15 protein-coding genes are annotated in these 13,949 nt (G+C 52.1%); 9 read left to right on the top strand and 6 right to left on the bottom strand.

Features of this window, described 5'->3' with window-relative positions; genetic code table 11:
• The first annotated feature begins 15 nt into the window (after positions 1 to 15).
• Positions 16 to 816, top strand: a complete 801-nt coding sequence (locus IBT54_RS00075) for an SDR family oxidoreductase (RefSeq protein ID WP_013196107.1) — start codon at positions 16 to 18, stop codon at positions 814 to 816.
• Positions 817 to 994: 178 nt separating this feature from the next.
• Here IBT54_RS00075 and IBT54_RS00070 read toward each other — a convergent pair whose 3' ends face one another.
• Positions 995 to 1,543, bottom strand: a complete 549-nt coding sequence (locus IBT54_RS00070; RefSeq protein ID WP_033784972.1) for a TetR/AcrR family transcriptional regulator — start codon at positions 1,541 to 1,543, stop codon at positions 995 to 997.
• 133 nt (positions 1,544 to 1,676) lie between these two features.
• On the opposite strand from IBT54_RS00070, the gene IBT54_RS00065 reads away from it, so the two are divergent.
• The 5 genes from IBT54_RS00065 (at position 1,677) to IBT54_RS00045 (ending at position 5,298) form a co-directional block, all read left to right on the top strand.
• Entirely contained in the window at positions 1,677 to 2,495 is an 819-nt protein-coding gene (locus IBT54_RS00065) for an oxidoreductase (protein WP_201251247.1), read from the top strand.
• Positions 2,496 to 2,550: 55 nt separating this feature from the next.
• A complete protein-coding gene (locus IBT54_RS00060) occupies positions 2,551 to 3,573 on the top strand; it encodes an NADP-dependent oxidoreductase (RefSeq protein WP_236262739.1) in 1,023 nt (340 codons plus the stop codon).
• Between the two features lie 168 nt (positions 3,574 to 3,741).
• Complete coding sequence (locus tag IBT54_RS00055; RefSeq protein ID WP_033784969.1) at positions 3,742 to 4,218, top strand: glutathione peroxidase; 477 nt, start codon at positions 3,742 to 3,744, stop codon at positions 4,216 to 4,218.
• Positions 4,219 to 4,479: 261 nt separating this feature from the next.
• Entirely contained in the window at positions 4,480 to 4,701 is a 222-nt protein-coding gene (locus IBT54_RS00050) for a hypothetical protein (RefSeq protein WP_201251246.1), read from the top strand.
• A gap of 210 nt (positions 4,702 to 4,911) precedes the next feature.
• On the top strand, positions 4,912 to 5,298 hold the full coding sequence (locus IBT54_RS00045) for a hypothetical protein (protein ID WP_201251245.1): 387 nt from the start codon (positions 4,912 to 4,914) through the stop codon (positions 5,296 to 5,298).
• Positions 5,299 to 5,918: 620 nt separating this feature from the next.
• Here IBT54_RS00045 and IBT54_RS00040 read toward each other — a convergent pair.
• Positions 5,919 to 6,647, bottom strand: a complete 729-nt coding sequence (locus IBT54_RS00040; RefSeq protein WP_013196099.1) for an SDR family NAD(P)-dependent oxidoreductase — start codon at positions 6,645 to 6,647, stop codon at positions 5,919 to 5,921.
• Between the two features lie 98 nt (positions 6,648 to 6,745).
• On the opposite strand from IBT54_RS00040, the gene IBT54_RS00035 reads away from it, so the two are divergent.
• A complete protein-coding gene (locus IBT54_RS00035) occupies positions 6,746 to 7,129 on the top strand; it encodes a helix-turn-helix domain-containing protein (protein ID WP_033784966.1) in 384 nt (127 codons plus the stop codon).
• A 107-nt stretch (positions 7,130 to 7,236) separates the two neighbouring features.
• On the opposite strand, the gene IBT54_RS00030 is transcribed toward IBT54_RS00035, so the two are convergent.
• Positions 7,237 to 8,484: a sensor domain-containing diguanylate cyclase gene (locus IBT54_RS00030; protein ID WP_013196097.1), complete on the bottom strand. Its 1,248-nt coding sequence runs from the start codon at positions 8,482 to 8,484 to the stop codon at positions 7,237 to 7,239.
• Positions 8,485 to 9,244: 760 nt separating this feature from the next.
• Between IBT54_RS00030 and IBT54_RS00025 the strand changes: the two genes are divergently transcribed.
• Positions 9,245 to 10,018: a hypothetical protein gene (locus IBT54_RS00025; RefSeq protein ID WP_095708042.1), complete on the top strand. Its 774-nt coding sequence runs from the start codon at positions 9,245 to 9,247 to the stop codon at positions 10,016 to 10,018.
• A 113-nt stretch (positions 10,019 to 10,131) separates the two neighbouring features.
• On the opposite strand, the gene IBT54_RS00020 is transcribed toward IBT54_RS00025, so the two are convergent.
• Positions 10,132 to 10,458 (bottom strand): hypothetical protein, encoded by a 327-nt coding sequence (locus tag IBT54_RS00020; protein WP_013196093.1) that lies wholly within the window; start codon positions 10,456 to 10,458, stop codon positions 10,132 to 10,134.
• Positions 10,459 to 10,641: 183 nt separating this feature from the next.
• Positions 10,642 to 11,712, bottom strand: coding sequence for a LacI family DNA-binding transcriptional regulator (locus IBT54_RS00015; protein WP_095708041.1), 1,071 nt, complete (start codon positions 11,710 to 11,712; stop codon positions 10,642 to 10,644).
• 265 nt (positions 11,713 to 11,977) lie between these two features.
• On the opposite strand from IBT54_RS00015, the gene IBT54_RS00010 reads away from it, so the two are divergent.
• Positions 11,978 to 13,240: a maltoporin gene (locus tag IBT54_RS00010; protein ID WP_095708040.1), complete on the top strand. Its 1,263-nt coding sequence runs from the start codon at positions 11,978 to 11,980 to the stop codon at positions 13,238 to 13,240.
• A 106-nt stretch (positions 13,241 to 13,346) separates the two neighbouring features.
• Here IBT54_RS00010 and IBT54_RS00005 read toward each other — a convergent pair whose 3' ends face one another.
• Positions 13,347 to 13,661 carry a glucose PTS transporter subunit EIIB gene (locus IBT54_RS00005; RefSeq protein ID WP_095708039.1) on the bottom strand — a complete coding sequence of 105 codons (315 nt, stop codon included), beginning with the start codon at positions 13,659 to 13,661 and terminating at the stop codon, positions 13,347 to 13,349.
• Between the last annotated feature and the right edge of the window lie 288 nt (positions 13,662 to 13,949).

Genomic DNA, 13,949 nt, shown 5'->3' with positions numbered 1-13,949 from the left:
AATTAAGGAAGCCTCATGATCTTATCACTCGAAAATCAGGTTGCGCTGGTTACCGGCGCCAGCTCAGGTCTCGGCTATGCCTGTGCAGAAGCACTCGCCAAAGCTGGTGCCGGTGTGGTGGTTAACTACCACAGCCAGGCGGAACCTGCCGAAGAACTGGTTGACAAAATCCGTGCAGACGGTGGACGCGCCATTGCGGTAAAGGGTGATGTCTCAAAGGAAGCTGACGTAGAAAATCTCTTTGCTCAGACGATTGCTGAATTTGGCAGGCTGGATATTCTGGTGGCGAACTCAGGGCTGCAGAAAGATGCGCCTTCCATTGAGATGTCGCTTGCAGACTGGAATACCGTCCTGGATGTGAATCTCACCGGACAGTTCCTTTGCGCTCGGGCTGCGCTGCGTCAGTTTCGTGACCAGGCGCACCGCCCGGAGATCAGCCGGGCTGTAGGTAAGATCATTCACATGAGCTCGGTGCATCAGCTCATTCCCTGGGCCGGACATGTTAACTACGCTGCCTCAAAAGGCGGGGTTGATTTACTGATGAAAAGCCTGGCACAGGAAGTGGGTGAAGACCGTATACGCGTAAACTCAGTCGCACCTGGCGCTATCGCAACCGCTATTAACGAAGAAACCACTCAGGGCGAAGCGGGCAAAGCGCTGTTAAAACTCATCCCTTACGGACGCATCGGTGCGGCGGAAGATGTGGCGAATGCGGTGGTCTGGCTGGCCAGTGACCTTTCCGACTATGTTCACGGCACCACACTGTTTATTGATGGCGGAATGAGTCTTTATCCCGGATTCCGCGATAATGGCTGAGTCATAAGTCACTGTACCAGGTGGGTGATCGACTGATTGGAAACCTGTTGGTGGAACCTCTATCCGGAACGGGAAGTCCGGATTACGCGCTCCCGCTGCCGCAAATGAGACGCCAGCAGGCTGGGCAGTCTAGCCTGTGTCACATTGGCTTCGTTCCAGTTAAACGGAAAAGCACCGCTCAAATCCCACTGGCATCAGGACGGAGCAAACGCGCCCGGCAGACCTCCAGAATCTCATCAGCGAGTCCGGAACCATCCGGACAGGCTCGCGAAAGCATCAATGCACCAACAAGCTGCGCAATGGTATTTATCAGCTCTGCCCGCGTGACATTTTGGGATTTCAGGATGGCAATCTGTCGTTCAATCCCGGCCGCAAATGTCTCGCGGATTGATTCAGACTGCCGGGCTGCATCGGTGCCCAGAGCCGACATCACGCACCCCTTTCCCATGTCATCGCGATGCTGACGGGAAAGGTAGTACTCAATAAACGCTTCCCGACTTACCCCTTCGGTTTTTTCTGCCGACTGCGTGAAACCACAACTCATCGCTTCAGCTAACAAATCCGCTTTCGACCCAAAATGCTTGTAAAAACCGCCATGTGTTAACCCGGCGGCTGACATCAGTTCAGCGACGCCTACCCCATCGTAACCACGCTCACGAAAAAGCTCTGACGCCGTTTCAACGATCCGCAACCGGTTTTCGCGAACCTGCTCTTTAGACACTTTCATGTTTTTTCCTCCTGAAACAGAACCCAAGCATACATTGATGATGATCATAATCAAACAAGTTGACTTTATTGATTATGATCATCATCATTAAATCAGTTATTCCTCCGAACCCCATTACAAGAGCGTACTCAGAATGAGCCAAAAACGTGTAGCACTGGTGACCGGCGCCTCTTCTGGCATTGGTGAAGCCTCTGCGAACAAACTTTTAGCAGCGGGTTATAAAGTGTATGGCACCAGCCGTCGTGGCCCACAGGCGAGTAAACAGCCCTTTCCATTACTCGCTCTTGATGTGACTGACGACGTTTCGGTAGAGGGTGTTATTTACGAATTGATGCAGCTTGAGGGTCGAATAGACCTGCTGGTGAACAACGCAGGCTTTGGCGTCGCTCCGGCAGCGGCGGAAGAGAGTTCTGTCGAACAGGCGCAGCATATCTTCGACACAAACTTCATGGGTATCGTCAGGCTGACACGCGCCGTACTGCCTTACATGCGTCGCCAGGGCAGCGGGCGCATCATCAATATCGGTTCCATTCTGGGGGTCGTGCCACTGCCCTATGTCGCACTCTATGCGGCCAGTAAACATGCGGTCGAGGGGTATACAGGCGCACTTGATCATGAACTGCGCACCCAGGGCATCAGGGTTTCTGTCATTGAGCCGGCATACATAAAAACGCAGTTTGAAGTCCACAATATCGAACCGGATGCGAAGCTTGAAGAGTATGAACTCATCCGGGCTAAGTTGAAGAAAGTGGTCGGTAAGGCAATGGCTGAAGCGGAAAGTCCGGAGGTCGTGGCTGCGGTGGTGCTTAAAGCGGCCCAGTCCTCACGGCCAAAAATACGCTACACGGCGGGAACGCTCGCAGCAAAACTGAATTTCGTCCTCCGCTTTGCGCCTGCAACCCTGCTGGATAAGGTCGTGCGGAACAGCCTTCAGCTCGATACGAGAATCTGAAAATGAAATTTTCGGAACGGGCTACGGTCTGGGTGTTATTGGAGAGCATGAATAAATGAAAACCAGCATGATGAAAGCCTTTACGTTTAAACGCTACGGAAAATCACCTGAGCTGGGATTTGATAATGTGGATTACCCTAGCCCCGGTCCCAATGAAATCCTGGTGAAAGTTTATGCTGTGGGTCTGAATCCCATAGACAACATGATCCCTACGGGAATATTCAAACCGGTTTTACATTTTAAACTTCCAGCGACTCTGGGCAGTGATCTGGCGGGTGTGGTTATTGCAACAGGAAGTCAGGTAACGCGTTTTAGTCCGGGTGATGAAGTGTTCGCCAGCATTTTCGACAGGGGCAACGGCTCACTGGCCGAGTTTGCCCTGGTCCCTGAAAGTCTCGCGGCCATCAAACCTGAAAATCTGGATTTCGTTCAGGCTGCTTCGCTCCCGATGGTCAGCCTCACCGCCTGGCAGGCTTTCACAGAGAGAGCCCGTCTGCGGCCAGGGCAGAAGGTGTTCATTCCGGCAGGTTCGGGAGGAATTGGCAGCTTTGCGATTCAGCTGGCGAAATATCTTGGCGCAAAGGTCGCGACGACGACCAGTTCAGCTAATGTGGAGTGGGTCAGTCAGCTGGGCGCAGATCAAGTCGTTGACTATAAAAAGCAGGAATTCGAAAACGTGCTGAGTGGCTTTGATCTTGTCCTCGGCACGCTTCGGGGTGATTCGATTGAGAAATCTATGAACATCCTCAAGCCAGGCGGAAAAATAGTCTCTCTGATAGGGCCTTTAGACGTTAATTTTGCGCGTACCAGACAACTCAATATCGTTCTGCGGATGATATTTGGCCTGATGAGCCGCAGGATTTTGCGACTGTCAAAAAAGCGCGGTCTGGATTATTCCTTTCTTTTTGTTCGTCCTGATGGCAACCAGCTGGGGCAGATGAGCAATTTAATTGAAGCTGGAAAAATCAGGCCAGTGATCGACCGTGTGTTCCCTTTTGCAGAAACTCAGGATGCTCTTAACTGGCTTCAACAGGGACATGCAAAGGGTAAGGTCGTGGTTAAAATTCATCATGAATAACAACCAGGATTTACATCAGAAGCGGAAATAATCATCAGCGCCTGGCGATAACGTCTGAAATCCGGATGCCGGGCCTTCTCACTCAGTACCTGCTCTCCATGTTCCACTTTCCTCATGTGCTCTGTGCTAATGTTGGCGTAAAACAGTTTCCGCACTGAGGATTACAACATGTCTGCCTTTTATAAACTCACAGCCACCAGCCTGAACGGCCAGCCTGTACCGATGTCCGACTTCGCTGGCAAGATCGTGCTGGTCGTTAACACCGCCAGTCACTGTGGATTCACGCCACAATACGCCGGCCTCGAAACCCTCTACAAAAAATATGCCGATCAGGGGCTGGTGGTACTGGGTTTTCCCTGCAATCAGTTTGGGAATCAGGAACCTGGCGGAGCCGACGAAATTGCGCAGACATGCCACATTAACTACGGGGTAAGTTTTCCGATGTTTGGCAAAGTGAATGTCAATGGCACCTCAACGCACCCGATTTTTCATTACCTGAAAGATGAATTACCCGGCGTTTTGGGTGGTCGTATTAAGTGGAATTTCACTAAGTTTCTGATCGGGCGCGACGGTAAACCGATTAAACGATTTGCCCCAACCACCACACCGGAGAAAATGGAAGCCGCCATTCTTGCTGCCCTTTGAGGGCATGGCTGTGGCGGGTGACCATCAACCAGGAGGATGAATTAACAATGTTCAGGTTCCGACATTTATTATCCCTCGTCTCCTTCTCGCTCGGGATATTTTGCCTGCCGGTATCAGCGAATACTCAGATCCTACTCACTACGCAACTCACTGCCTGCGAAAGCCAGAATGGTCTGGATGGTCAAAGCGGTTCCCCTGATGGTCAGAATGGCAGGAATGGCGTTTCTGGCACCGATTGTCTGAATGGCGGCAACGGCGGCAATGGAGCTTCAAATGGAGGCCGTGGCGGGAATGGTGGCGACGGTGCTGGTGCAGAACCCGGCACTCAACACCATCACCATAATCACTATAAAAATACGAACAGGGATGCTAACGGAGGAAATGGTGGTAACGGCGGATCGTCCGACAACTCACCAGGTGGGAAAGGCGGAAACGGCGGAAACGCGGGCCCTGGCGGGTCTGGTGGTCTGGGTGGTCGCGTAGGCCAGGACGGAAGTCAGGGGATAAGCAGCGCTTAGTCGTTTAAGTCAGTCATGCTGTTCTGGGGAACGGGTTCGATAACTGTCAGGGAAGGCTGAGATATTCATGCAGTCATCAGGGATTAAGAACCCTCTTCAATCTGTCTGATTAATGATTTCAATTAATGAAATCGTTTTAGCAATAACCAGCGCCAGTAAAATATAGGAGATGAATATGCAGTCAGTACACATTATGGGTGAGGGATATGAGCCTCATGTGACACGGGAGGATGGGAAGCTGACCTACTCACTGCCTGTCGATTCTGGTTTTATGAGCTATAACTTTGACTTTGAGATCAGCCGGGACGATCTTGATATTCTGCTTTCCGATGATTACAGACGCGCGGTTTTCGAAATTACTGCGCATACCTTGCTTCAGCGCTCGACGCTCAAAGGCTATGACCGATTTACCCAGAAAGACTTCGATAAACTGATTGTAAATACACTTCACTCAGCATCAGATTTCCTGCAGACATTTATTTCTGCAATAAACCGTGAACATCACATTGGTATTGAGCATTACGTGAAAGAGATTATGGACCGACGTTCTGCTTCACAATGAATACACATCATTGCATAGAACACATTTATAGTTTTCCGAAGAGATAGCGACTGCCTCTTCAGAAGAGATAGTCAGCGCCCGGCGATAGCGCTTCACCTGAACATTCAGGTAAAAAGGAGGTTTTACAGAATGAGTTGTAAGTACTGTCAGGATCTCTGTGTTAAATACATTATTCGAGAACCTCGCCAGTTGAGCCGAGCTATACGTATTGCACATAACGCGCTTAAAGAGGAGATAATTTCCGAAGTTACAACCACCAAAAACTGTAATCAGTTTACCTTTACAGAATGTGCTGAACAGATGATTTGGGGGGATATCGTTGATTACCATTTCGCCTGTAATCATTGCGGAACCACGTTCGTGCTGGGAGCTGAAACCTATCATGGCAGTGGGGGTTACTGGTCTCCCGAAAGTGAAAAACCTGCAGAAATAATAAACTGACGCAATATGATTTTACGCTGCGGACTGACTTCTGACTCTGAACAGTAAAGACGGACCAGAACAAATCTAAGGGTATAAATATCAGTCTTAGACACATTCTTATCGGGGGAGCGTCTTAATGAGTCCAAACCCTCCCTGCCATGCCATTAAGCCATCCCCCATCACTCGACGAAAATCTCCTAAGCAATCATCCCGCCATCAATGACCAGCTCGGTGCCACTGATATAGCTGCTTTCATCTGAAGCCAGAAACAGTGCCGCAGCCGCTACTTCCTCAGGGTGTCCCAGCCGCTTTGCCGGGATCCGGGCGGTCAGCGTCTGCCTGACTTCATCGCTGGCCCGGTCAAACATCGGCGTGTTGGTAGGACCAGGACTCAGCGTATTAACCCTGATGCCGCGCGGTGCCAGCTCGCTATTCCAGGTGCGTGCATAAGACCGTACCGCAGCCTTGCTGGCGGAATAGCTGCCATAACCGGGATTCGCTATCGCGCCTGCAACGGAACCCACCAGCACGATACTGCCGCCCTCACCCATCAATCGCACCGCATGCTGCACCGTCAGCACCATGGCTCGCACATTCAGATTAAAAGCGCGATCGATGTGTTCTTCCGTGGTTTCCTCCAGGCTGGCCGGTTCAGACACACCTGAAGAGTTAACGAGGATATCGAGGCGACCCGCTTGGGTGCCAAGGGTTTCGAACAGACGCGCAAGGTCGTCTGTGCGGGTGATATCGCCCTGAATGGCCTCGACCTGACCGCCGATCAGTGCGACTGCCTCAGCCAGCTGTGCTTCCCGCCGGCCGGTGATAAACACGCGTGCACCTTCCTCTGCAAAACGACGAGCGACAGCAAGGCCGATACCGCTATTACCCCCGGTGACAAGGGCGACTTTTCCACTCAGTTTCATCATTGCGACTCCGGATAGAGGTTAGACACCTGATGGTATATTTATTATATTTAGTGTCAATTACGCACCTGATGTACACCAGATATCCTCAAGGAAACCTCATGGCTACTGACATCACTCAGCTACTGGCCGAGATCAACAGCACCCGCCCTGTCCTGGAACAGGTAGCGAATAAGTGGTCGGTTTTAATCCTCACCGTATTGTGCTCTCAGCCCTCGCGTTTTAATGCCATCAAGCGCAGGCTCGACCCCATCACCCATAAATCTCTGACAGAGGCATTACGCCGGCTGGAACGCAACGGACTGGTGAGCCGCCGCGTGATTGCTTCATCGCCAGTGGCGGTCGAATATGCGATTACGCCGCTGGGCCGGACATTGCAGGAGCCTTTTGTCGCGCTGGTGAACTGGGCAAAGCAACATGGAGGCGCCATGGAACAGGCACAGGCGGGTTATGATGAAGGGCGGGATGACGAAGAATCTGCATGAACTTAGCCTGAGCACCGTTCCTGCATGATAGCGCAGAGTGATGAGCAGATAAGTTCAGGATAAGCCTGACAGGAGTGAAAGCGGAGACCCGCCATCATATACAACGGCTACTCCGCTGCTGGCTCAAAAAACTGATAAGAACCATCACGTCGTGCTTTAGCCTGGTACATCGCCTTATCTGCGTTTTCGAATAACATTTTGGCCGTTGCTGTCCCGAAGCGGGCAAGGCTGATACCAATCGCCGCACCAATACGAACATCCATATTATCGATGGCGAAAGGTGCCTGCAGACTGTCAATAATCCGCAGGGCAATCGCGGATGCGGCTTCGTGATTGCTGCATTTAGCAGCCACGACAAACTCATCGCCACCCAGACGCGCCACTGAATCGCCCGGACGCATACAGTGTCGCAGCCGTTCACTGACCTGTTGCAGCAGGGCATCGCCGGTCGCGTGACCCATCAAATCGTTCACCGCCTTGAACCCATTCAAATCGATAAACATCACAGTGGTATAGGCCTGATCGTCTGCCTGCGCCAGCATGAATCCCACCTTCTCGTTAATCCAGGCACGATTGTGCAGCCCGGTCAGCGTGTCCAGGGTTGCCAGCTTCTCAAGATTACGCATCCGTTCTTTGTCCCGCGTGATATCGCGCGATACCAGCACGGCACCAATATTTTTTCCTGAATTAGGATTGATGACGCCACAGGCTTTGGTACCCAGTGAGATGTAATGGCCGTCGCGATGCAGTTTGCGCACCTCAACAACATCCGGCAGTACCCCGCCGCTGAAGATACATCCCAGCGCTTCGGTGGCTAATTCGCGGTCATCCGGGTGCAGGAAATCCACCACCAGTTGCCCCACAACCTCTTCGGTGGTCCAGCCTATGATTTCGCTGTAAGAGGGAGAAATTGATACGTATCTGCCTTCCGCGTCACAATGGGCAATCAGATCGGTACTGTTTTCAATCAGAAGGCGATATTCCGCCGCCGTGCGCAGCGCATCTTCCAGGGCTTTACGCTGCCCGGTCACATCCAGAATAAAGCCGTTGTACTGCAGATGGGAGGTGCCAGGCTGGCAATCCGGCAGGCCGGAAACAAGGACCCGACGCGTCTTGCCATCCAGACAATGGATCGGCACTTCAATATGGAAAGGCGTCAGCAATTCCAGGGCTGCAGTCAGCTGCAGCGCGATCTTTGCATCGTCGTCAGCCTGCGCCAGACTTAGCCATGAACTCAGCGTCACGCCCTTAAGTTCAGGCATCAGACCCGCAGGAGTTTCCTGACTGGCGATGCAGATCCCCTGGGCATCCGTAGACCAAACAGCGGTAAAAGAAGGTTTGATCATTGGGTTCATGGCGGCCGGCTCCGACGTTGCTGACGATTTTAAATAAGTTCAATACACGTCGCTACAGACCTGATTATAACCGTTAATGCCTGCCTGTAGCTGAGTGAGGCTATGCATAAAGGTTCAGTATTGCGGGCCGTGATAAATGCTGGCGGAAACTGAGGCCTTTCCGGCAGCGGTTTCTGAGGTGCCCTCTCCTGTGACATTACGCAAAGCTATCAGGCTGCAGTATCAGAAGTATTAGCCTGTTTATATCGGCTCATCGGGGCATAATCTTTAATCACAGCATATTGTCTGAGGGCTGTGAACCATGAAACCGGCTGAACATCGCTGCTTCAGTAAAGCCCTGCGGGTTTTGGGGGGCGCTCAGTGATAACATTCCCGCTGGCTGAATGACGGGGGAAAAGATAGCCGGGCCGAAAAAGGCTATGATGCTGGCAATTAATTGCGCCTCACAATTTGTTAATTTTTTTACTCATAGATGATGTGCTGACAGAGAGAGCCATCTGAGCCATTCTGAAAATTCCTTCAGGGCTGTGACGATTTAATAGCAGGAAAGATGTATAAAAACGCCTTTAAAACAGAATAATAATGGCGCTTAGCCTGTAAAAAAACTGCACATCGTGGCGCATTTCTATTCTCAGAGCAGCAGTAAAAAGCCCATCAAAAATTTCTCTCGACTCGCCTCCAGCTTAATCTTTCCTTAAGAATAATCCTATAACATCCCCGCTGTATTAGCCCATGTTGGGCTTTTCCGGAGTATCACCCTATGCAAAATAACAACACAGCTTCTCACGCTCTGAGTAAAGTGCCGGCCGTTACCGCGGCGTTCTGGTTGACCAAAATCGCTGCGACTACCCTGGGTGAAACCGGCGGCGATGCGGTGACGATGTCGATGAATCTCGGTTACCTGACCGGAACACTGATTTTCGCCATCATCTTTCTGGTCGCTGTCGTGGTGCAGATCAATCGCAACAGCTTCAATAAATGGATCTACTGGTTCACCGTCGTGGCAACGACCACCGTCGGTACAACGATGGCAGACTTTGCCGATCGCTCACTGAACATTGGTTATCTGGGCGGTACGCTGCTGCTGAGCACTCTGCTGATCCTCTCTCTTTTCCTCTGGAAAATGACCTGTGGAACGGTTGCAGTGAGTTCGGTAAGCAACGGTGTTACTGAGAGTTTTTACTGGGTCACCATTATGTTTTCTCAGACACTGGGCACCGCATTGGGTGACTGGACGGCAGACAGCGAAGGCCTGGGTTATGATGGCGGGATCCTGCTGTTTGTCGGCGCGCTGGCGATCATCTGGGCGGCAAGTCGCTTTACCTCCCTGTCACGCACCGCGCTGTTCTGGGCAGCCTTTATCCTGACCCGGCCACTGGGTGCGGTTGTCGGTGACTTCCTGGATAAACCCCTTGCTTCGGGCGGACTCGCACTGAGCCGCTATGGCGCCTCGCTGACGCTGGCACTGATCATCATCGCTTTTCTGGTGGTCCTGCCACAGCGCCCGGCAATGAAGACCGCCCCCGCGAATTAAAAAGCGCTACCGGAAGATTTACAGGTCACGCTTCTTTTTAAACGTAGTCAGGGCCGCCAGTGATGGCGGCTTTTTTATTATCTGATCTGTCATCGTCCGCGCAGGCTGTTAAATCAGGCTGGCCGCTCGATGGAAACGATACGCCCTTCATGTGCAGCAGAGAGGACGGGCAGACTTTCTGCTGGCTCCTGCATTTTCACCCGAAATGCCGTGTTGCTGGCATCAAGAAAAACGGTTCTAAGATGCCGGTTGCAGATAAACCAGATTTCGTCGCGGTCATTTGAAAGAATGTAATAAGCATCCGAGGTTTCAGAGGGGTTAAAGCAGCCCAGCGCGCGATAAGCGGTCTGCGGGGTAAAGCCACTGGAAAGCGGCAGCGGCCGGGGGCCATGCGCTAATTCTTCGATCCTAAGGTAAAGTCCCTGTTCAAGCCACAGCATAGTGTCACATCCTGGATGGAGAGGAATCGGGCTGAGCATGCCGGCTGGCTTACAGGTAATAAAAATGCCCGTTTACCGACCAGCTCAGGCAATGGGTAATTTTTCTGACATTCAGAAGCGTTATCCTGATCTGAGCATAGCAGCGGTGTGTTGTTATGCTTTTTTATCTTTGTCTGGCCCCTGCTACTCAAGCCGGCTGGCAATCAGCCGTAGTTGTTCTGCAATCTGCTTTAAATCTCGCTGCTGTTGTCCGGCGATACCGGTCGAGCTGCGCACCACCAGCTTTGCCGGCAGAATTGAGGAGGAACGCTGCTCATCCTGCTCACTGGCCAGTAACAGACGCGCAACCGCCTCTTTGCCCTGCAAATCGAGATCCAGCGACACCGTGGTCAGCGCCGGATGGAAAAAGGCACTTTCATAGGTGTCATCGTAGCCAATCACCGAAATCTGCCCAGGCACCGCCACACCGCGCTGATGCAGCGCACTCAGCACACCCAGCGCCATCTGATCGTTGCCCACCAGCAGTGCACTGAACTCCGGCGCTTCACGCAGCAGTTGCAGCACGCCATTATAACCACTCTGCGCATCCCAGTTACCGTGGCTGATGCTGACCGGCTTCAGACGGTAGCTTTCCAGCGTGTCGAGCCAGCTCTTTAAGCGCAGCCTGGCGGAGACCGACTGCTCAGGACCCGCCAGTAGTGCAAACTCGCGATGCCCCTGCTCATAGAGATATTTAACGCTGGCACGCGTGCCATCAGCCGGGTTAAACGAAACGTTAAACACTGCGCTGTAGGGATCAACATCAAGGAACAGACAGAGAATATCGTCGTTCTCCTGCACAACCTGCTCAGCAGCGCTGCTCTCCAGCGGGACATTGATGATCACTTTATCCACCCGCTGAGACTTCAGCTCATTGATGCAATCCTGCAAACTTTGATTGACGTTCTCATCAATCATCGCGATCAGCACCTGGTAGTCCGCAGCATTCGCATAACGTTTAACCGCAGCGGCCACCTGGGAGGGCGCATGCAATGCCAGCGACGTCGTTACCAGACCCAGTGTTGTGCTCTGCTTGCCCACCAGCTGCTGCGCCAGCCGGTTAGGCACGTAGCGCAGCGTCTCAATTGCGTGTTCCACCTTGCGACGCGTTGATTCCGAGACGTTTGCCGACTTATTCAGAACCCTTGATACCGTCTGATACGACACGCCAGCATGACGGGCGACATCCTCTAAGGTGGCATTTTTTGATTTCATAATTCGCATCCCTGATTACCGATGGCGGAATGTTATCACAGCCCTGATGTCAGCCAGACTACTGCAGTCACATTGCGCGAATAAAAAGCAAAAGTAATACCTTCACATTGTGAAATTTGGTGATCTGATTCACTAATCGTTACATATTGCGTCACTTTATTTGCAGTGCATCACACATTATCGCGATTTTATTTGTCACTCATCCGACAAAAGGCGTTTACTGCCGCTGTCATGTGAACGTATTACAAATAAAATTGAGGATAACATGGAAACAAGGTTACGTACTGCTGCTGTGGCGCTTGCTGCGGCCCTGACCTCCCCGACGCTCTATGCCGCCATCGACAACATCGATTTCCATGGCTATCTGCGTGGTGGCGTGGGCGTCTCACAGGATGGCGGTATTGAGGAGTATCAAAAGAACAAGGTTGGCCGTCTCGGCAATGAAGCCGACACTTATGGCGAGGTTGAGCTGGGCAGCGAAGTCTACAAAAAGGATGATGTCAGTTTTTACGTCGACACCATGGTCAGTATGTTCTCCGACGGCTCAAACGATAACGAAACCACCTTCGGCGATGATGCGCAGTTTGGCCTGCGTCAGCTCAACCTGCAGATCAAAGGACTGGTGCCGGGTGATAAAGATGCGGTGATCTGGGGCGGTAAACGCTACTACCAGCGTCACGATCTGCACATCATTGATACCAAGTACTGGAACATCTCGGGGTCAGGTGCCGGTATCGAAAACTACACGCTCGGTCCGGGCGCTATCTCCTTTGCCTGGATTCGTGGCGATGCGAATGACGTGGATTACCGTGTCGATGGCGACAACGACGTCAACATTAACTACCTCGATCTTCGCTATGCCGGCTGGAAACCCTGGAACGGTGCCTGGACCGAATTTGGTATCGATTACGCCATGCCAAACACCACCAACAAACAGAAAGAATATGGTGGCCTGTATGACGCAGATAACGGCGTCATGCTCACCAGTGAAATCAGTCAGGACATGTGGGGCGGCTACCAGAAGCTGGTGTTCCAGTACGCCAACAAAGGTCTGGCGCAGAACATGATTTCGCAGGGCGGCGGCTGGTATGACATGTGGAATGATACTCAAAACGCCACTGGCTACCGCGTGATTAACACCGGTCTGCTCCCAATCACCGATAAGTTCTCCCTGAATCAGGTCTTTACCTGGGGATCGGCGGACGATATCACCGCGCAGACCAGCAAAAGCACCCTGCTGTCGCTGGTGGGTCGTGGTCAGTATCAGTTTACGCAGTATGTTCGCGGCATCGGCGAAGTCGGCAGCTTCTGGCAGAAAGATGAGAATAAGGTGGGCAGCGACTACAAACAGGCGGGTCAGAAATATACGCTGGCCCTGGGCCTGGCAGCCGGTCCTGAATTTATGTCACGTCCGGAACTGCGTCTGTTTGCCTCTTACCTGAATGACTCAGAAGATGGACACAGCTTCAAAGACAACACCAGTAATAACACCTGGAACTTCGGCGTACAGGTCGAAGCCTGGTGGTAATCGAGCAGTCTCCTCATTGTGATCGTTGCTAAGCTCTTATGCAGGGGCTTACTTGGATAACCGGCGACGGTTATCCATTTTTTTATTCGTATTTCACTGGCGGCTGTTACTCCGGTTTAAAGAAACGTTCTTCCAGCAGCTGACGCAGCTGGTCAGACTGCTTACCAAAGATCGCATGCACCTCATGCCCCAGGATCACCACGCCAATCGCGCCCGCCTTCTGTAATCCCGCCGTATCTACCGCCTTCAGCGACGTCACCTTTACCCGCAGCCGCGTTAAACAGGCATCCACCTGCTGAATATTGTCACGCCCGCCAAAACAGTTCACCAGACGCTCCAGTAGCGCGCTGTCTACCTCAAGCTCTTCCACCGTCAGCGGCTGCCGACTGAAATATTGCTTAAATGATTTCAGACTCACCATGTTGTTCTCCTTCAGATAATAAAAAGGCGGGCTGCTGCCCGCCACTCACCACTGATAAACGAAAACGCGGGATACATGCCCGGGACTGCTCACTGAATATACACGCTTCCTGCACCCATCCTGCAATCAGGCTCAAAAAAAACCTGCCCTACATCAACAGTAAAACCCAGCTATTCCTACAGACAATGCCCGGTCTCAGAAGCGATGGGGGCATATGCCTGTAGCAAAGCATCACGGGCCAGGGACAAAAACGCCGGGAGCGTTTTTGAACAACGCAAAGCGTTGGCC

Source organism: Pantoea sp. S62, from assembly GCF_016658625.1.
Classification (GTDB): Bacteria; Pseudomonadota; Gammaproteobacteria; order Enterobacterales; family Enterobacteriaceae; genus Pantoea; species Pantoea vagans.
The sequence above is the reverse complement of the archived record's forward strand: the minus strand, read 5'-3'. Positions and strand labels throughout refer to the sequence as shown.